At 73.4% G+C, this 19,058-nt stretch carries 15 protein-coding genes; 6 read left to right on the plus strand and 9 right to left on the minus strand.

The window, feature by feature from the left end:
* Positions 1 to 20 precede the first annotated feature (20 nt).
* Genes AC3RX0_RS03940 through AC3RX0_RS03950 form a run of 3 tightly spaced genes read right to left on the minus strand, consistent with a single transcriptional unit; the run spans position 21 to position 2,994 of the window.
* Entirely contained in the window at positions 21 to 1,196 is a 1,176-nt protein-coding gene (locus tag AC3RX0_RS03940; protein ID WP_491504627.1) for an Mrp/NBP35 family ATP-binding protein, read from the minus strand.
* The gene (locus tag AC3RX0_RS03945; RefSeq protein ID WP_491504628.1) at positions 1,193 to 1,702 is read right to left on the minus strand and encodes a DUF1003 domain-containing protein; all 510 of its coding nucleotides are present in this window, start codon (positions 1,700 to 1,702) and stop codon (positions 1,193 to 1,195) included. Before AC3RX0_RS03945 ends, AC3RX0_RS03940 begins: the two co-directional genes overlap by 4 nt.
* Complete coding sequence (locus AC3RX0_RS03950; RefSeq protein ID WP_491504629.1) at positions 1,702 to 2,994, minus strand: magnesium transporter MgtE N-terminal domain-containing protein; 1,293 nt, start codon at positions 2,992 to 2,994, stop codon at positions 1,702 to 1,704. The genes AC3RX0_RS03945 and AC3RX0_RS03950 overlap by 1 nt, the downstream gene beginning before the upstream one ends.
* Positions 2,995 to 3,062: 68 nt before the next feature.
* On the opposite strand from AC3RX0_RS03950, the gene AC3RX0_RS03955 reads away from it, so the two are divergent.
* Both AC3RX0_RS03955 and AC3RX0_RS03960 read left to right on the plus strand, forming a co-directional pair.
* A complete protein-coding gene (locus AC3RX0_RS03955; RefSeq protein WP_491504630.1) occupies positions 3,063 to 3,941 on the plus strand; it encodes a YflT domain-containing protein in 879 nt (292 codons plus the stop codon).
* Entirely contained in the window at positions 3,919 to 4,605 is a 687-nt protein-coding gene (locus tag AC3RX0_RS03960; protein ID WP_491504631.1) for an alpha/beta hydrolase family protein, read from the plus strand. The genes AC3RX0_RS03955 and AC3RX0_RS03960 overlap by 23 nt, the downstream gene beginning before the upstream one ends.
* A gap of 16 nt (positions 4,606 to 4,621) precedes the next feature.
* Here AC3RX0_RS03960 and AC3RX0_RS03965 read toward each other — a convergent pair whose 3' ends face one another.
* Together AC3RX0_RS03965 and AC3RX0_RS03970 are read right to left on the minus strand one after the other, a co-directional pair.
* Positions 4,622 to 6,028: an aminopeptidase P family protein gene (locus tag AC3RX0_RS03965; RefSeq protein ID WP_491504632.1), complete on the minus strand. Its 1,407-nt coding sequence runs from the start codon at positions 6,026 to 6,028 to the stop codon at positions 4,622 to 4,624.
* Between the two features lie 43 nt (positions 6,029 to 6,071).
* Positions 6,072 to 7,091, minus strand: coding sequence for an endonuclease/exonuclease/phosphatase family protein (locus AC3RX0_RS03970; protein WP_491504633.1), 1,020 nt, complete (start codon positions 7,089 to 7,091; stop codon positions 6,072 to 6,074).
* A gap of 61 nt (positions 7,092 to 7,152) precedes the next feature.
* Here AC3RX0_RS03970 and AC3RX0_RS03975 point away from each other — a divergent pair, with 61 nt between their 5' ends.
* Complete coding sequence (locus AC3RX0_RS03975) at positions 7,153 to 8,049, plus strand: PHP domain-containing protein (protein ID WP_491504634.1); 897 nt, start codon at positions 7,153 to 7,155, stop codon at positions 8,047 to 8,049.
* Positions 8,050 to 8,087: 38 nt separating this feature from the next.
* Here AC3RX0_RS03975 and AC3RX0_RS03980 read toward each other — a convergent pair whose 3' ends face one another.
* The gene (locus AC3RX0_RS03980; RefSeq protein WP_491504635.1) at positions 8,088 to 9,629 is read right to left on the minus strand and encodes a DEAD/DEAH box helicase; all 1,542 of its coding nucleotides are present in this window, start codon (positions 9,627 to 9,629) and stop codon (positions 8,088 to 8,090) included.
* Positions 9,630 to 9,863: 234 nt separating this feature from the next.
* Here AC3RX0_RS03980 and AC3RX0_RS03985 point away from each other — a divergent pair, with 234 nt between their 5' ends.
* Positions 9,864 to 10,577, plus strand: coding sequence for a ferritin-like fold-containing protein (locus tag AC3RX0_RS03985; RefSeq protein ID WP_491504636.1), 714 nt, complete (start codon positions 9,864 to 9,866; stop codon positions 10,575 to 10,577).
* A 32-nt stretch (positions 10,578 to 10,609) separates the two neighbouring features.
* Here AC3RX0_RS03985 and AC3RX0_RS03990 read toward each other — a convergent pair whose 3' ends face one another.
* Together AC3RX0_RS03990 and AC3RX0_RS03995 are read right to left on the minus strand one after the other, a co-directional pair.
* Entirely contained in the window at positions 10,610 to 10,900 is a 291-nt protein-coding gene (locus tag AC3RX0_RS03990) for a GlsB/YeaQ/YmgE family stress response membrane protein (RefSeq protein ID WP_491504637.1), read from the minus strand.
* On the minus strand, positions 10,900 to 11,124 hold the full coding sequence (locus tag AC3RX0_RS03995) for a DUF3107 domain-containing protein (protein WP_491504638.1): 225 nt from the start codon (positions 11,122 to 11,124) through the stop codon (positions 10,900 to 10,902). Before AC3RX0_RS03995 ends, AC3RX0_RS03990 begins: the two co-directional genes overlap by 1 nt.
* Before the next feature lie 141 nt (positions 11,125 to 11,265).
* Here AC3RX0_RS03995 and AC3RX0_RS04000 point away from each other — a divergent pair, with 141 nt between their 5' ends.
* The gene (locus AC3RX0_RS04000; protein ID WP_491504639.1) at positions 11,266 to 14,493 is read left to right on the plus strand and encodes an ATP-dependent helicase; all 3,228 of its coding nucleotides are present in this window, start codon (positions 11,266 to 11,268) and stop codon (positions 14,491 to 14,493) included.
* Entirely contained in the window at positions 14,490 to 17,765 is a 3,276-nt protein-coding gene (locus tag AC3RX0_RS04005; RefSeq protein WP_491504640.1) for an ATP-dependent DNA helicase, read from the plus strand. Before AC3RX0_RS04000 ends, AC3RX0_RS04005 begins: the two co-directional genes overlap by 4 nt.
* 16 nt (positions 17,766 to 17,781) lie before the next feature.
* On the opposite strand, the gene AC3RX0_RS04010 is transcribed toward AC3RX0_RS04005, so the two are convergent.
* Positions 17,782 to 18,969 carry a protein kinase family protein gene (locus tag AC3RX0_RS04010; protein ID WP_491504641.1) on the minus strand — a complete coding sequence of 396 codons (1,188 nt, stop codon included), beginning with the start codon at positions 18,967 to 18,969 and terminating at the stop codon, positions 17,782 to 17,784.
* Positions 18,970 to 19,058 lie beyond the last annotated feature (89 nt).

The following is a 19,058-nucleotide window of genomic DNA, read 5'->3' on the forward strand; positions in this document are numbered from 1 at the left end:
TCGCGCAGCGCCCGGCCTTCTCAACGATCGGGGGAGGCCGGAAGTCCGGTGCTGCCGAGGTTGACCGCGCCCCGGCGCCGCGGTGCCAGCGCCTCGGCGAGGGCGGTGATCCGCACGGCGGCGGGGTCGGCGGGGTCGGCGACGACGATCGGCGTGCCGGCGTCGCCGGCGGCGCGCAGCCTGGGGCTCAGCGGGACCGATGCGAGCAGCGGCACGGGCTCGCCGTCGAGCGACAGGGCGTCGGCCGCACGCTGCCCGCCGCCGGCGCCGAACAGGTCGAGCACGGTGCCGTCGGGCATCGCCATGGGCGCCATGTTCTCCACGACGCCGATCACGTGCTGGCCGGTCTGGCGCGCGACCTGCCCGCTGCGCACGGCGACGTCCACGGCCGCCGGCTGCGGAGTCGTCACCACGAGCACACCGGCGGTCGGCAGCAGCTGGCCGACCGTGATGGCGATGTCGCCGGTGCCCGGCGGCATGTCCAGCAGCAGCACGTCCAGATCGCCGAAATGCACGTCGGTGAGGAACTGCTGGACGGTACGGTGCAGCAGGGGACCGCGCCAGGCCACCGCGCGCCCGGCGTCCTGGTCGCGCAGGAACATGCCGATCGAGATCGTCTTCACATCGTGTGCGACCGGCGGCAGGATCATGTCGTCGATGCGGGTGGGATGCGGCGCCCGCCCGGCGGCGTCGGTCAGTCCCATGAGGCCGGGGATCGAGAAGCCGTGCACGTCGACGTCGACCAGGCCCACCCGCAGGCCGAGCCGGGCGAGGGCGACGGCCAGGTTCGCCGTCAGCGTCGACTTGCCGACCCCGCCCTTGCCGCTGGTCACCGCGATCACGCGGGTGCGACTGCCCTGGCCGAATCCCACCGCGTGCGACGCGCGGCTGCCGCGCAGCCGGGCGACCAGGGCCATCCGCTCGTCGGGGGTCATCACCGCCACCTCGACGGCGACGTCGCGCACGCCCGGCACAGCGCGGGCGGCGGCGTCCACGTCGGCGGTGATCTTCTCCGACATCGGGCAGCCGACCACCGTGAGCGCGATGCCCACGTGGGCCGTGGCATCCTCGTCCACCCGGATCTCGCGCAGCATGTCCATGGTCGCTATCGGCTGGCGCAGTTCGGGGTCGACCACCGCGCCGACGGCCGCGCGGACCGCCTCGCCCAGCGCGTCCAGCGGGTCCGGCGCGGTCACGACGTCGCGCCGTCGCCGCGCGCGTCCAGCTGCTCGATCATGGCCTTCAGCTCCTGGCGCAGCGTCTCGCGCGTCATGATCTCGCCCGACAGCTCGGTCATCGCCATCCGCAGCGCGACGATCTCGCGGGCGAGGTACTCGGTGTCGGCGAGGTTGCGCTCGGCGCGCTGGCGGTCCTGCTCGATCTGCACGCGGTCACGGTCGTCCTGACGGTTCTGCGCGAGCAGGATGAGGGGCGCGGCGTACGACGCCTGCAGCGAGAGCATGAGGGTGAGCGCCGTGAAGCCGTTCGCCGCGGAGTCGAAGCGCACCGCGGCGGGCATGAGCGTGTTCCACGCGATCCAGGCGGCGCAGAAGATCGTCAGGCTCGCCAGGAACGCCGGCGTGCCCATCGCGCGCGCCACCCACTCGGTGAACCGGCCGAAGCGGTCGCGCGAGGGCTGCGCGGTGCGCGCGCGCATGCCGCTGAGACCTCGCGGCGCGTCCAGGCTCGTCGCGCGCGCCATCAACGCCGCCTCGGGATGCTCGCGGTCGGGGTGGGGACGACCGGGCCGGCGTTGTCATCGGCGTCCTGCGACCGCCAGTCCTCGGGCAGCAGATAGTCGAGCACGTCGTCGACGCTGACGGCGCCCACCAGGCGCTGCGCGGGGTCCACGACCGGCATCGACACGAGGTTGTAGCTGGCCAGCAGCCGCGCCACCTCGGTCGCCGAGGCCGTCACGGGCACCGCGTCCACGGTGTCGTCGATGATGGCGCCCAGCCGCTCGTGCGGCGGGTAGCGCAGCATCCGCTGGAAGTGCACCGTGCCCAGCAGCCGCCCGGTGGGCGTCTCGTACGGCGGCAGCGTCACGAACACCGCCGCGGCCAGGGCCGGGTGCAGCTCGTGCCGGCGGATCAGGGCGAGCGCCTCGGCCACCGTCGCGTCGGCAGGCAGCACGATCGGCTCGCTGGTCATGAGGCCGCCCGCGGTGTCGGGCCCGTACTTGAGGAGGGCCCGCACATCCTCGGCCTCTTCGGGCTCCATGAGGTCCAGCAGCTTCTCGAGCCGGTTCTCGGGCAGCTGACCGAGAACGTCCGCGGCGTCGTCCGGCTCCATCGCGTCGAGGATGTCGGCGGCGCGCTCGTCGCCCAGCTGCTCGAGGATGTGCACCTGCTCGCCCTCCGGCATCTCTTCGAGGGCGTCGGCGAGCCGGTCGTCGGGCAGCTCTTCGGCGACCTCGAGCAGGCGGTCGTCGGGCAGGTCGAGCAGGGTGTTGGCGAGATCGGCCGGCTTGAGCTCGGAGTAGGTGGCAACCAGCTGCTCGGCGGACTGCGCCTCGCCGGGCGCCTGGTTCTCGCGCACCTCGCTCCAGTTCGCGAACGTCGTGGGCCCCTTCGCGAACGGCGACGCGCTCGTCTTCGGCTTGCGCAGGAACAGCTGGCCGACGTTCCACATGCCCAGCCGGTCCTGCTCGATCGCGACGTCCTCGATGACCGCGTGACCCGATCCGTCGCGGAAGTACACCTTGCGGCCGAGCAGCTCCACCATGACCCGCACCTCGCCGCCGCGCTGCTGGAAACGGCGCACGTTGATCAGGCCCGTGGTGATGACCTGTCCGGTGGCGATCGAGGTGACCCGGCCGATGGAGAGGAACACGTTGCGGCGCCCGCGGATCTCGACGACCAGCCCGACGACGCGCGGCGGATCGTCCTTGCGGTAGATCACGACCACATCGCGCACGCGCCCGACGCGATCACCCGCGGGATCGAAGACCGTGCAGCCCGCGAGGCGGGCGACGAATACCCTCTGCGTGCTCACGGTCCCAGCGTAGCCGCCCGCCGGGCGCGCTCGGCAGAGCGCCGCCCGGGGCGTGACAAGATGGTCAGATGAGCATGCCGCGGGTTCCGCAGGGACGAGCCGAGGTCGGCGACACGGTCGCGAGCTTCCCGACGTACGAGGCCGCGCAGAAGGCCGTGTCCACGCTGATCGCAGGGGACGTCCCGGCGCGCGATATCGCGATCGTCGGCTTCGGACTGCGCTCGATCGAGCGGGTCACCGGCAAGCTCGGGTATGCCACCGCCGCCCGCACCGGCGCCATCAACGGCCTGCTGCTGGGCCTGTTCTTCTCCGCGATCTTCCTGCTCGGCAGCCCCACCGTCTCCGTGCCGGTGTTCATCGGCGTCCTGTTCATCGGCGTGGCGCTGGGCATGCTCATGAGCATCGGGGCATATGCCGTCGTCCGGCGTCGCCGGGATTTCGCCTCGGTGATGCAGGTGGTCGCCGACCATTACGACGTGACCGTGCTGGCCGGCAGCATCCATCGTGCACGCGAGATCATCGGCTCCGCGCCCGGGCAGGTCCCGCACCGGCCGACGGCGTCGCAGACGGTCTCGGCGCCCCCGCCGGCGAATCCGGATGCCGCATCCCCGCCGCCCCGGTACGGCGAGCGGATCACGCCGCCCGCCTACGGCGAGCAGGCTCCGCGACGTGACGCGGCAGACCACGAGCAGCCGCAGCAGGCGGAGCCGCAGCACGAGGAACCGCAGCACGAGGAACCGCAGCGGGAGCGGCCGGAGCCGCCGCGCTACGGCGAACGGATCGCCGATCCCCCCGAGGATGCGCAAGCGGCCGAGGAGGCGCAACCGGCCGCCGGTGCCGAAGCGCCCGAGAAGGCCGACGCGGCTCCCGCCGATGACGCGGAGTCCGGATCCGGCAACGGGCGGCACGACGACGACCGGCCGCATGACGGCGATCGTCAGGCGTGAGCTGACCGTCCCGGTCGCGCTGCCGTCCGCGACCGTCGAGGTCGACGCCGCCGTGCACGAGCCGGCCGAGGCCACGGCGACGGTGATCGTGGCGCACGGCGCCGGCACGCGGCTGGACCACCCGTTCCTGGTCGGCTTCGCCGAGGCGCTCGCGCGGGCGGGGCTGCGCGCGGTGCGGTTCAACTTCGCGTACTCGCAGGCCGGGCGGCGCATGCCGGGGCCCGCGGCCCACGCGATCGCCGCGTGGCGGGCGATGGCCGGCCTTGCCGGCGGCATCGATGCCGACGTGCCGTGGTTCGCGGCCGGCCGGTCCTACGGCGGACGGATGGCCTCGATGGCGGCCGCCGAGGGACTGATCGCGCCGGCAGGGCTCGTCTACCTCGGGTATCCGCTGCATCCGCCCGGAAAGCCCGACGCCCCGCGCATCGCCCACCTGCCGCAGATCGCGGCCCCGCAGCTGTTCGTCTCGGGCACGCGCGACCCGTTCGTCGACCCGCACGACCAGCTCGAGCACGCCGTCGGCTCCTGCCGCGACGCGACCCTCGACTGGGTCGACGGCGGCGGTCACGGCTTCGAGGTCGCCGGCCGCAAGCGCCCGGGCGATCAGATCGGCGCCGAGATCGCCGCTCGCGTCCTGCCCTGGCTGCTCGCGCACGTGCGCTGACGGCGCGCGGTGCCGGTCAGCCCCGCAGGCGCGCGACCCAGGCCTCGACCTCGTCGGCGGTGCGGGGGAGCGCCGCCGACAGGTTCTCTACCCCATCGGCGGTGACGAGGATGTCGTCCTCGATGCGCACGCCGATGCCGCGGTATTCGGCCGGCACGGTCTCGTCGTCGATCTGGAAGTACAGGCCCGGCTCGATCGTGAACACCATGCCCGGCTCGAGCAGGCCGTCGTAGTACATCTCACGGCGCGCCTGCGCGCAGTCGTGCACGTCGAGGCCGAGATGGTGGCTCGTGCCGTGCACCATGTACCGGCGGTGCTGGCCGCCCCGATCGGCATCCAGCGCCTCGTCGGCGCTGACCGGCAGCAGACCCCATTCGGCGGTGCGGCGGGCGATCACGCCCATCGCGGTCTCGTGCACGGAGCGGAACGTCACGCCCGGCCGGGCTGCTGCGAAGGCCGCGTCGGCGGCCTCGCGCACGGTCTCGTAGATCTTGCGCTGGACGTCGGTGAACGTGCCCGCCACCGGGATCGTGCGGGTGATGTCGGCCGTGTACAGGCTGTCCAGCTCGGCACCGGCATCCACCAGCATCAGATCTCCGGGCACGACGGCGCCGTCGTTGCGGGTCCAGTGCAGGTAGCAGGCGTGCGGGCCGGCGGCCGCGATCGTGTCGTAGCCCTCCCAGTTGCCGTCGCTGCGCGCACGGCGGTGGAACACGCCCTCGACGATGCGCTCGCCCTTGGGGTGCGCGACGATGGCCGGCAGCTCGCGGACGATGTCGTCGAACCCGTCGGCGGTGACGGCGACGGCGGCGCGCAGCTGCGCGATCTCGTACGCGTCCTTGATCAGGCGCAGCTCCGAGACGACGCGGGTCAGCTCGGCGTCGGCGCCGGCGACCAGCTGACCGTCGCGATCGGCGTAGTCGTCGATGTGCGCGGTGGCGATGCCGAGCTCGGCGGCGACGGCCTGAAGCGACGGGCGCGGCCCGATCCAGAACTCGCCGACCGAGGCGTCGCCGTAGAACTCCGGGGTCGTGCGGTCGGCGCGCTCGCGGAAGTACAGGGTCGCGTCATGGCCGGATGCGGCCGGCTCGAGCACGAGCATCGAGCCCGGCTCGGCGTCGGCTCCCCACCCGGTCAAGTGCGAGAACGCCGAGTGCGGGCGGAACGGATAGTCGGTGTCGTTGCTGCGCTGCTTGGCGTCCCCGGCGGGGATCACCAGGCGCCGCCCGGGGAACTGCGCCGAAAGCCGTGCGCGTCGCGCCGCGGCATAGGGCGCTTGCTCGCGCGCCACGGGCAGCGTCTGGGGCCGGGCGGCCCACCCGGTCGAGATCGTGTCGAGGAAGCCCTGGGGGAAGGGCTGCCGGCGGTTCTCGCTCGTGCTCTTGGCGGCGGTGCTCGCGGTGGAATCGGCTGACGTGGTCATGCCTCCAGTCTCGCACGCACGCCGATGCCGGCCGTCTGCGGGGTCAGCGCGCGGGATCGAGCTGCACCACGAGCGGACGATGGTCGCTGCCGCCGCCGTCCATCGACGTGAGGACGACCGAACCGACCGCGGTCCAGGCATCCGTCGCCATCACATGGTCGATCGGGGCGCCGGCCAGCGGGGGCAGCGAGGTCGGCCACGTGCCCACTGCGCCGTTGCCGGTGGCGTTCTCGGCGTCCCGGCAGCGGCCGAGCGTGCCCCCGCCCACGCCGAGTCCCGCCATGTGATCGACCGTGGCGTTGAAGTCGCCGGCCATGATCACGTCGTCGGTCGCGCACTGATCGGCGATCCACTGCAGGTCGTGCCGCCACGCGCCCATGTAGTCCGCGCGGGGCGCCACCGCGTGCGCGGCGACCACGATCGGCCCTTTCCCGTCCACCGGCATCGCCACCGCCGACGGCACCGTGGAGGTGTTGCTCGAGCCGTCGGCCGAGGACTCGATCACCGAGTAGGTGCCGAGCCGCGGCGAGATGAGCACCGTCGTCGAGCTCGCGTCCCACCCGTGTGCGCCGTACTGCGTGTGGTACGCCCACATCCGGTGCCCGAGGTCGCGCATCGCGACGGCGACCTTCTCGCCGGTCGAGATCGTGGTCTCGGGCAGCGTGACGATGTCGGCGTCCATCGCGACCGCCGTCCGGGCGATCGCGTTCGGCGACGTCGCCTCACCGGCCGTGTTCCACGTCATCACCCGCACGCTGCCGTCCTTCTTGGCCGGCAGGGCGTCGCTGCCGGTGCCGCGCACGACGACGATGCCGGCGTTGGCCACTGCGCCCAGCAGCATGATGAGAGCGAGGGATGCCGCGAACAGGCGGATCGGACGGATCAGCGCGAGCAGCAGCAAGAGGATCATGAGTGCGGCGAACCCGGCCGCGACGAGGCCCCGGAAGGCGACGATCTGGGCGATCGGATACATGCGCTCGAGGTGGAAGAACTCCGGCCAGGTCAGGATCGCGGCTGCGATCGCGCACAGCACGGCCACCAGGATCCCGAGAAGGCGAAGCACCAGGCGACTCTATGTCGTCAGCCTGAGAGATCGGCGCGCAGCGCCACGCTACTCTCGGGGAATGGCGTTGCACTCTGTCCGTGGAGCAGACCCGGTCCATGGGGCGGACAGATTCCGGGGCCCGAGCGATCTGCACCTGCATTCGGACCGGTCCGACGGGACGCAGCCGCCGGCCGAGGTGATGCGTTCCGCGCATGAGCACGGGTTGCGCACGGTGGCCCTGACCGACCACGACACGACGTCGGGATGGGCCGAGGCCGCGCAGGCGGCGACGTCGCTCGGGATGACGTTCATCCCGGGCATGGAGATGTCGGCCAAGTACGAATGGCGCAGCGTCCACGTGCTGGCCTACCTGCTCGACCCCGACGACGAGGCCCTGCGGCGCATGACCGAGAAGGTGCGCGTCTCCCGGCGGGACCGCGCGCGGATGATGGCCGACCGCATCGCGCGCGACTACGACCTCACCTGGGACGACATCGTCGCGCAGACCAGCGACGGAGCGACCGTGGGGCGCCCGCACATCGCCGACGCCCTCGTCGCCCGCGGGCACGTGCGCGACCGGCACGAGGCGTTCGCGGGCATCCTCAGCCCGCGCGGCGACTACTACGTCGACCTGTACGCGCCCGACCCGGTGATGGCGGTCGGGCTCATCCACGACGCCGGCGGCGTGCCGGTCATCGCGCACCCCGCCGGCCGTGCCGGCGTGCTGCCGCACGCGCTGCTGTACGCGATGCTCGATGCGGGCCTGGCCGGTTTCGAACTGGACCACCGCGAGAACCTCGAGCCCGGGGTGCGGATCCTGCGCCGGCTGGTCGCGGACCGTGATCTCATCGTGACGGGGTCCAGCGACTATCACGGGGCCGGAAAGCCCAACCTGCCAGGGGAGCACACGACCGGCGACGAGATGGTGCAGCGCATCATCGAGCGCGGCACGGGAAGCGCCCCCGTCTACCCGTGACGGGGCCGGGCGACGGGGCCGGTCAGGGGACCCGCCGGTCAGGCGCCCGGCGTCGGCGATCCGGCGCCCGAGCGGCGGCGGCGCCGGCGACGGCGTGCCGCGGCGGGCTTGCCGTCACGGTGCTCGGCGCCGCCTCCGTCGTGGGTCCCTGTGCCGTCCGCGGCGTCGGCAGCCGTGATGCGGGCGGGCGGCGCCGAGCCGTCGGAGCCCGGCTCGCCGCCCGACTCCGCGTTCGGGGTGCCGTCGTGGAAGGTCGCCCCGACCTGCTCGGCACCGCTCGCGCGGCGCCGACGACGGCGGCGCTTGGTCGTCGCACCGTCGCCCGCGTCGGCTGCGGCATCCGCTGCCCGCTCCGGTGTGCGCGTGCGCGTCTTGACCGTCTGCGTGCGCGGGGCCGTGGTGATACGGCCCTTCGTCCCCTCGGGGATGTCGAGGTCGGCGTACAGGTGCGGGCTCGACGAGTACGTCTCGGCGGGATCGGGCATGCCGAAGTCGAGAGCCCGGTTGATCAGGGCCCACTTGTGCAGGTCCTCCCAGTCCACGAACGTGACCGCGATACCCGTCTTGCCGGCGCGCCCGGTGCGACCGACCCGGTGCAGGTAGTTCTTCTCGTCGTCGGGCACGGTGTGGTTGATGACGTGGGTCACGTCGTCGACGTCGATGCCGCGGGCGGCGACGTCGGTCGCGATCAGCACGTCCTTGCGGCCCGCCTTGAACGCGGCCATCGAGCGCTCGCGCGACTCCTGGCTCATGTCGCCGTGCACGGCGCCCGCGTTGAAGCCGCGGTCGCCGAGTTCGTCGACGAGCTTCTGCGCCGCGCGCTTGGTGCGCGTGAAGATGACGGTCTTGCCCCGGCCCTCGGCCTGCAGGATGCGGGCGATCACCTCGTCTTTGTCGAGCGAGTGCGCGCGATAGACCAGGTGGCGGATGTTGGCCTGGGCCAGCCCCTCGTCGGGGTCGGAGGCGCGGATGTGGATCGGGCCGGACATGAACCGGCGCGCGAGGGCGACGATCGGGCCGGGCATCGTCGCGCTGAACAGCTGCGTGTGCCGGACGGCCGGAAGCTTCTGGAAGATCTTCTCGATGTCGGGCAGGAATCCGAGGTCGAGCATCTTGTCGGCCTCGTCGAGCACGACCTCGACCGCGTGCGACAGGTCCAGCAGGCGCTGGCCGGCCAGGTCGATGAGACGGCCGGGCGTGCCGACCACGATCTGCGCGCCCGCCTTCAGCTGCTCGATCTGCCCCTCGTACGCCTTGCCGCCGTAGATGGCGACGACGCTCGTGGAGCGGTTGGCGGTGAGCATGTCGATGTCTTCGTACACCTGGACGGCGAGCTCTCGGGTGGGCACGACGATGAGGGCCTGTACCCCGGGGGCGGGATCGGAGCCCAGCCGCTGGACCACGGGGATGCCGAAGCCGAAGGTCTTTCCGGTGCCGGTCTTGGCCTGCCCGATGATGTCCTGTCCGGGAAGGCTCAGCGGGATCGTCTGCTCCTGGATGGGGAAGGCGTCGGTGATGCCGCGGGCGGAGAGCGCGTCGATGATGTCCTGATCGACGCCGAGGTCGGCGAAAGTCGTCACGATGATGTGGCCTTTGTGAACGAGGCGGCGCGTCGGCCGCCGGGCGGTGATCCACGCCCTTTCGATTCCACAGGCGCGGGGGTCCCGATCCGTCGCCGGGACACGTCGAGTCTACCCGTCGCGCTCACCGGCGCTGGATTCGGCCGCGCGTGGCGGCCTCCGGGCGGCCGGCGGGACGGACACGACGTCGGACGGTTCCGGCCGCAGAGGGGGCCGGGCCGTAGGCTGGACGGCGTGTTCGACTGGTTCAAACGGCGCCGGCCCGCGGTGCGCACCCTGCGCCTGCGCTCGCGCGACGACGTCGGCGACGCCACGCGCGTCGCGTTCGAGGCGCTCGCGCCCGACGTCGACACGTTCCTCGGCCAGGCTGCCTATCTTCAGCTGGGCTATTTCGAGACGCTGAGCGAGCTCATCGCGGCGACGCCCGAGCTCGCCGAGAAAGAGGCGCTCTCGCGTGCGGCGGGTGCGGCGCTGACCAAGCACGAAGAGCTGGTGGAGCTGATCCGCCGGCGCGACGCCGACCCGACGACGCTGATGCTGCCGTTCCGCGAGCCCCTGGACGCGTTCCGCGCGGCGACGCACGGCGTGCGCCCCGCCGAGACGATGCTGTCGGTGCACATCACCGCGGGCATGCTCGACGACTTCTACGACGCGCTGTCGCACAGCTACGGCGACACGGGGGAGCGGGTCGCGAAGATCCTGCAGGGCGACGACGCGCGTCAGGCGATCGTCGAGCTCATCGCCCGCGCGATCGAGGGCGACGACGAACTGCGCTCGCTCCTGGCGATGTGGGGCCGGCGCCTGGTCGGCGACACGATCCTGATCGCCCGTGCGGCGCTGCGCACCACGACGCTGGACGCGGCCGAGACCGAGCAGATGGAGCCGGTGTTCACCGAACTGCTGGGTGCGCACGCCCGCCGCATGGCGGCGATGGGGCTCGCGGCCTGATCACCCCCGTCTGTCGGATCGGCGCCGACGGGTCAGGCGATGCCGAGCCGCTGCCGCGCACGCGTGTCGTGTGCGCGGCGCAGCGCGGTCAGGGCGGCGAGGCCGCCGAAAGCGATGATCGTCGGCACGGCGAAGCCGGCCAGCCACAGCCAGGCGCTGCCGGTGGTCGAGCCCGCCCAGGTCAGGATCGTCCAGATCGCCCCTGCGGCCACGGCGCCCGCCATCGGGGGCAGGCCCGCGCCGCGCGAGTCGCGGCCGGGCATCGTGAAGTGCGCCACGGCACCGATCGCCGCGCCGTAGATCACGGCGAGCAGGATCTCCATCAGGCCACGAACCCGACCCGACGCACGTCCTCGGTGCCCAACTCGACGTACGCCAGACCCGCGGTGGGCACGATGAACGTGTTGCCCTTGTCATCGGTGAACGACACGTGCGGCGCGCCCGACTCGAGGGCAGCGGTGACCGTCTCGCGCACGGTGTCGGCGGAGTCGGCGCTCTCGAAGTTCAACTCACGTCCGTTGTTCACGATGCCGATGCGGATCTCCACGGAGCACTGCCTTTCCTGGCGGGGGTCATTGGTACGGCCACTCTACGACACGCCCGCACGGCCCGGCGGCGCTGCGGCGAACGCTGTGCGCGAACGTCGGCGGCGAGGACATGTCGGCGGTGGGCGCTACCGTGGCAGGCGATGCACGCGCCACAGACCGCGGTACCCGACCGACCGCCGTTCGACCTCGACGACGCCCAGCGGGCCGTCGTCGGTCTTCCCGTCGACGCCACCGGCGTGGTGGTGGGCGCGCCGGGCACCGGCAAGACCGCGGCGCTGATCGCCCGGGTGCAGCGGGTGATCGGCGAGGGGATGGATGCCGATCACCTGCGTGTGCTGACGCCCAGTCGGCAGACGGCGACCGCGCTGCGCGATCGGCTGGGACTGGCCGTGGGCGCGGCGACGTCGGGCGCGATGGCCCAGTCGGTGGCCGCGCTGGCGTTCGGCGTGATCCGCGGCGCCGAGGTGCGGGTCGGCGGCGAGCCGCCGCGCCTGCTCACCGGCGGCGACGAGGACCGGATCATCCAGGACCTGCTCGAGGGCGACGCCCTGGACGAGGCATCCGGAAGCCCCCGGTGGCCGCACTGGCTCGGGGTCGAGATCCGCGCGACGGCGGGGTTCCGCAGCGAGATGCGGGCGTTCCTGGCCGAGTGCATCACGTTGGGCATCGAGCCGTCGCGACTGGCGGCGCTCGCCGAGAGCACGGGGGTCGAAGTGTGGCACCCCGCCGCCTCGTTCTTCGCCGACTACCTGCACGTGCGCGACGAGATGCGCGGTGCGCACCGCGACGCCGCAGGCCTGATCCGCGAGGCGGCCGCGCTCGTGCGCACCGCCGAGGCCGCCGACCTGGGCGCGCTTGCGCACGTGCGGGCCATCGTCGTCGACGACGCGCAGGAGCTCACGGCGGGGGGCGTCGACCTGCTCGAGGCGTGCCTGAGCCGGGGCATTGCGGTCCTGGCGTTCGGCGACCCCGACGTCGCATCCGGCGTCTTTCGCGGAGCGACGCCCGAGAACTTCGCCCGACTGACCGCCCGGCTCGGCGCGGTGCACGTGCTCGCCGAGCCGCACCGGGGATCGGCTGCGAACATCGACGCCGTCCGCGCCGTCACGGCGCACATCGGCACCGCCGCAGGCGTCGCCCACCGTCGTGCCCCGCGCGCCGCGACCGGCGACGACGCCCCCGATGCCGGGGACGAGACCGTGCGCACGATGCTGCTGCGGTCGGCCGCCGAGCAGTACGACGTCGTCGCGCGGCTGCTGCGCGAACGCCACGTGCGGGACGGCGTCGCCTGGGAGCGGTGCGCCGTGATCGCCCACGACACGCGTCAGGTGGCCGCGTTCGAGTCGGAGCTCTCGGCCCGCGAGGTGCCCGCCCGCTCACCCGGAGCGGGCCGGGCGCTGGGCACCCTGCGGCCGGTGCGCGACCTGCTCGCGGTGGTCGAGCTGGCGGCCGCGGAGGCGTCCGCGTGGACGCCCGACGAGCTCGCCGGCGTCCTGCAGGGCGTCATCGGCGGCTTCGACCCGGTGCAGCTGCGGCGCCTGCGCACCGCGCTGCGGCACGAAGAGCTGCGCTCCGGGGGCGAACGACCCGCGTCCCAGCTGTTGGCCGACGCCTGCCGGCACCCGGTCGAGTTCGATGCGGTCGACACCCGCGAGGCGCGCCGGGCCGCGAAACTCGCCCGCGTGCTCGGCGAAGTGGGCGACGCGCTCGCCCGGGGCGCGACGGCCCACGAGCTGCTGTGGACGATCTGGCACGGCTCGGGCCTCGAGACGGCCTGGGCGCAGGCCGCACGCGGCACCGGGCCGATCGCGGACCAGGCGAACCGGGACCTGGACGCGGTGGTCGCGCTGTTCCAGGCTGCGAAGCGGTTCGGCGAGCGTCAGGATGCCACGGCGGGCACCGCGATGGAGTTCGTGCGGGGCATCCTGCACAGCGATGTCGCCGAGGACCGCTTCGAGTCGCCGGCGGGGGCGTGCGTCTCGGTGCTGACCCCGGCGGGCGCCCTCGGGCGGGAGTTCGACACCGTCGTGGTCGCGGGCGTGCAGGACGGTGTGTGGCCGAACACCCGGCTGCGCGGCAGCCTGCTGGACACCTGGCGGCTCGCCGACGCGATCACCCGGGCGGCGGGCGACACCGGCGTGCCGGATGTGCTCGACCGCCGGCGGGCCGCGATGCACGACGAGCTGCGGCTGTTCGCCCGGGCGCTCTCGCGTGCCCGCGAGCGGGTCGTGATCACGGCCGTCGACGACGACGACAACGGCCCGAGCCCGTTCTTCGAGCTCCTGCCCGACCCGGTGCCCGCCGACGCGTTCGCCGCGCACCCGCTGTCGCTGCGCGGTCTGGTCGCCGCACACCGCCGCACGCTGACACTCACGTCGGCCCCGGGCCGCCCGCCGTCGGCCGGGCACCCCGTCGCCGAACGTCGCGCGCACGCCGCCGGCCAGCTCGCACTGCTCGCCGACGCCGGGATCGGGGGAGCGGATCCGCAGGAGTGGTACGGCGTAGTCGGCCCCACCTCGACCGGGCCCCTGCGCGACCTCGCCCGCGAAGACGTGCGGGTCTCGCCGTCGCGGCTGGAGGCGCTTGAGACCTGTCAGCTCAACTGGGTCATCGGCGACCTGGGCGGCGACCCGGGCGGTACCACGGCGGGGCTGGGCACGATCATCCACGCCGCCCTCGAGCACGCCGTCGGCAGCGACGAGACCGCGCTGTGGGACGAGGTGGCCTCGCGCTGGGGCGAGCTCGAGTTCGAGGCGGGATGGATCGAACGCGCCACCGAGACGCAGGCGCGCGACCTCGTCCACCGCCTGCACCTGTACCTGCGCCGGTTCGAGGCCGCCGGCGGCAGACTCGTCGACGCCGAGCCGCACTTCGAGGTGCCCATCCCGATCGCTGCCGCGGGCGACGCCGAGCCCGAGCAAGCGACCGAGCAGGAGGCCGCGCACGGCGCGATCCTCAGCGGCTACATCGACCGGGTCGAGCTGCACCCCGACGGAAAGGTCGTCATCGTCGATCTGAAGACCGGCAAGAACGAGCCGCAGACCGACCCGAAGGTCGCCGACAATCCGCAGCTGGCCGCGTATCAGCTCGCCTTCGACGAAGGGGCGATCCCGGGGGTGGACGGGCACGCGCCGGGGGGAGCGAAGCTGCTGGTGCTGCGTCCGAGCGCGAAGGGCAAGGATTATGCCGAGCCGTGGCAGCCGCCGTTCGACGACGAGGCGCGCGGACGGTTCGTCGTGCGGGTGCGTGACGCCGTCGAGGTGATGCGCGGCACCCGGTTCACCGCTCCGTTCGAGGAGCACTGCCGCGACGAGCACACCTACGGGCTGTGCCGCATCCACACGATCGGGCCGGTGAGCGCCTCGTGACGGCGCTGACGCCCGAGGTGATCGCCGCCGCGCTCGGACAGTTCGCGCCCACCGCCGAGCAGAGCGCGGTGATCGCCTCGCCGCTGGCGCCGGCCCTCGTGGTCGCCGGCGCCGGCAGCGGCAAGACCGAGACGATGGCGGCCCGGGTGGTGTGGCTCGTCGCCAACGGCATCGTCCGCCGTGACGAGATCCTGGGGCTCACCTTCACCCGCAAGGCGGCGGGGGAGCTCGCCGAGCGCATCCAGCGGCGCCTGGCGCGCCTGGCCGAGTTCGAGCGTGCGGGCCTGCTCGAGCACCTGCCGGCCCTGCACGCCGCGGGCGGGCTCGACGTGTTCGGCACGATCGAGCGCACCGGCGCCGGCGCACGCGAACGGGCCGCGGCGCTGGCGGGGCTCGTGGCGCGCACCGGCGCACGGCCGCAGGGCCAGGATGCCGAGACCTTGCTGCACCGTCCCACGGTGTCGACCTACAACAGCTTCGCCGACGCGATCGTGCGTGAGCACGCGGTGCGGATCGGGCGCGACCCCGAGGCGGCGGTGCTCAGCGAATCGGCGGCGTGGCTGCTCATGCGCCGGGTCGTGTACGCCGCAGACGACCCGCGGCTCGAGACCGTGGAGCGCGCCCCGCGCACCCTGATCGATGCCGCCCTGCGGATCGCCCGCGACGGCGTCGACCACCTCGTCGACCTCGACGAGCTCGCCGCCTTCCCGAAGCGGTTCCGCACGGTGGCAGACCTCCCCTCCACCCGCCGCGGCACCACCGTCTACGCCGACGTCGCGAAGGCGGTCGGGTGCGTCGACGCGCTCGAGCTGCTGGTGGCGCTGGCCCGCGACTACAACGACCAGAAGCGGCGTCTGGGCGTGCTCGACTTCTCGGACCAGGTCGCCGGGGCCCTGCACATCGTGCGCGGCCACCCGACCGTGACCGCCGAACTGCGCGCACGCTTCAGCGTCGTGCTGTTGGACGAGTATCAGGACACGTCGGTCGCGCAGACCGAGCTGCTCTCGGCGCTGTTCGCTGATCGGGCGGTGATGGCCGTGGGCGACCCGCATCAGGCGATCTACGGCTGGCGCGGTGCGAGCTCGGGCAACCTCGGCGGGTTCGCCGCCGCGTTCGCGCGCGAGACGGACTGCGGCTCGTTCGCGCTGATGACCAGCTGGCGCAACAGCCGGGCCGTGCTGCGCGCGGCAGAGGCGGTGCTGGCTCCGCTTGCGGCGTCGGCCCCGGTGCCGGTGGGGGCGCTGCTCCCGCGCGCGGACGCGCCCGCCGGCGCTGTCGAGATCGCCGTCGACGACGACCTCGACGCCGAGACCGCGCGGGTCGCCGCCTGGTTCCAGGCCGTCCGGGACGAACGGGCGGCGGCCGGGCGGTCCACGACCGGTGCGATCCTGTTCCGCACCAAGAAGCACATGGTCCGCTTCGCCGATGCGCTGGCCGCCCGCGGCATCCCGCACCGCATCCTGGGCCTGGGCGGCCTGCTGTCCACCCCCGAGGTCGTCGACGTCGTCAGCGCCCTGCGGGTCATCAGCGATCCGCGGGCGGGTTCGGCGCTGATCCGGCTGCTGGCCGGCCCCCGCTGGTCGATCGGCCTGGCCGACCTGCGCGAGCTCGCAGCGCTGTCGCGGCGCATCGCCCAGCACGACGCGACGCTGCAGCGGCTCGAGCCCGCGCTGGCCGAGCGCATCCGCTCGGGCGGCGACGATGCCGGCTCGCTCGTGGACGCCCTGGACTTCGTGCTGCGGGTACCCGACGAGCACACCTGGCTGGCCGGCTTCACGCCCGCGGCGCGCGAGCGGCTGCGCGAGGCGGGGACGGTGTTCGCAGCCCTCCGACAGTCCGCCGCCGCCCCGGTGGTCGAGCTCGTGCGCCTGATCGAGCGCGAGCTGCGGCTGGACGTCGAGCTGGCCGCCAACGAGGCCCGGGGCCCGGCGCGGGTGGCCTCCGCACAGCTGCGGGCGTTCACCGACGAGGTGCACGCGTTCCTGGCGGCCGACGAGTCGGGGTCGCTGACGAGCCTGCTGGCGTGGCTCGATCACGCCGAGCAGCTCGACGAGTTCGCGCCGCGCACCGAGCCCGCCGAGGACGACGTCGTGCAGCTGCTGACGATCCACGGGTCGAAGGGGCTCGAGTGGGATGCCGTGGCCGTCGTGCGCATGGTCGACGGAGAGCTGCCCACCGGAGCCAAGGACACGAAGGCATGGCTCGGCTTCGGCGTGCTGCCGTACGAGTTCCGCGGCGATGCGCCCTGGCTGCCCGCCCTGGCCTGGCGCGGCGCCCAGACCCAGCAGGAGATCAAGGCCGCGATCGACGACTTCGTCGCCGCGAACAAGGCCCGCCAGATCGACGAGGACCGCCGGCTCGCGTACGTGGCGGTGACCCGCGCGCGCGACCACCTGCTGCTGAGCGGCAGTGCCTGGTCGGGGACGGCCCGGCCACGCCTGCACAGCCCGTTCCTCGTCGAGATCGCGCAGGCGGCGGGGGTGATGCTGCCCGACGCCGATCCGGGCGAGAACCCTTACGACGGCGAACGGCGGCTGCTGAGCTGGCCGATCGACCCGCTGGGTGCGCGGCGCGCGCGGGTGACGGATGCCGCGGCCGCCGTGCGCTCGGCACTCGGGGCGCCCCGCCTCGACGCCGACGCCGACCTCGCGCTGCTGCTGGCCGAACGCGCCGAGCGGCAGGCCCCGGCATCCACTCGTGCCCCCGTGCGCATCCCCGCGTCGCGATACAAGGATTTCGTCGCCGACTATGCGGGCACCGTCGCTGCCCTCGCCCGGCCGATGCCCGAGCGTCCGTTCCGTCAAACCCGGCTGGGCACCCTGTTCCACACCTGGGTGGAGCATAGATCGGGGCTCGTCGGGTCGGCGGGCTCGCTCGACGACGCGCTGTGGGAGAGCGACGACGACCCGCAGGATCTCGCACCCGCCGACGAGGCCGAGCTTTCGCGTCTGAAGGACGCGTTCGCGCGCTCAGAGTGGGCGCCGCTGCAGCCGATCGCCGTCGAGACCGAGATCGACTTCCGCTTCACCGGGCTGGACGGGCAGCCGCACCTGGCGATCTGCAAGCTCGACGCCGTCTACCGGCGGGGCGAGCGCATCGAGATCGTCGACTGGAAGACCGGGGCGCCGCCGCACAGCGCCGTCGAGCGCGAGGAGCGGATGCTGCAGCTCGAGCTGTACCGGCGCGCATACCACGAGAAGCACGGCGTGCCGACGGATCGGATCGACGTGGTGCTCTACTACGTCGCGCACGACGTCGTGCTGCGCGGCTGATCCGCGCGACGGGCGGTCAGGAGGAGGCGGCCCAGCGGCGCAGCGCCGCCTCGCTGGCACGGTCGGCGTCGGCCACGGCGTCCTCGTCGCCGTCGCGTCCGACCCACTCGCCGACGTCGATCGGCGCGGTCGCATCGGGATCGTCCGAGGCGACCGGCCGGGTCTCGCCGCCGATCGCGTCGCTGAAGTACGCGGTGTCGTCGGGGTCGAACGCATCGGTCTGCATCGACGTATCGATACCGGACTCGTGCGCGCCCGGCACTCGCCCGAGCAGCGCGATCGCGTCGTCGACGTCGACGGCGTCGTCGGCGAGCAGGTCGTCGTCGACGACGGAGTCGGCCAGCGTGGTCAGCAGATCCACGGCGTCGTCGACGATGTCGTCGCGGCCCTCGTCGTGCCCGTGTACGAGCCAGCGGGCGAACTCGAGCTCGGCGTACAGCCGCGCGCGGGTGCGCAGCCAGACGTCGGGTGTGCGCACGCTCGCCTCGATGTAGGCGTCGAACACGTCGCGCGCGGCTTCGGGTGTCGACGCGACCCAGCGCAGGTCGGCGGCCGGGTCGCCCACGCACAGGCCGTGCCAGGCGAGCAGCCCCGTGATCGTCGGCACTCCGCCGCGGTCCTCGAAGACGAAGGCGTCGGTCGCGGTCCCGCCCAGGGTCAGGGTCGGCTCGAACTGCCAGATGCGGTCGGCCGCGACCGCCCGGCTCCAGCGCGCGAGCAGCGACACGGGCACCCGGTGGCTCGCCGCCACCCGGTCCAGCAGCCGCTCGACCTCGGCGCGGACCTGGCCGGCCGACAGCTCGGGCAGCGACACGGCGCGGGCCACCGAGTCGGGCAGCGCGTGCACGGCGGCGATGGCCGCCCCGAGCATCGTGGCAGGTCCCCGTCCGGCCGGGACGTTGGCGGCATCGACCCGGTAGCCGCGCACGTGCCCGACCACGACGGCGGGGGCACCGCCCAGCCGCGCCTGGCCGAGCAGGGCGGGCGCCTCGAACGGCAGCAGGGCGCGCACCCCCGAGGTCAGGGCGCGCAGCGCCCGTGCCTCGGCGACGATCTCGGCGGCACTGTCGTCGTCGGTGGCCGCACGGACCACGACGCGCCGCCCGTCCGACAGCTCGGCCAGCGCCGAGTCGAAGCGACCGGCGCCGTGCTCGGTGAGCGCGCTGACCCCGACGACCGACGCCCGCGGGACGGCGGATGTCACAGCCGCCGCTAGAGTGAGTGGAGAGCGTGCCATGCCCCCCAGGGTAGGTCGGCGGCGGCTGCCGGAGGGATCGCCACGCCCGGCACGGA

It is taken from the genome of Microbacterium sp. W1-4-2 (assembly GCF_058349885.2).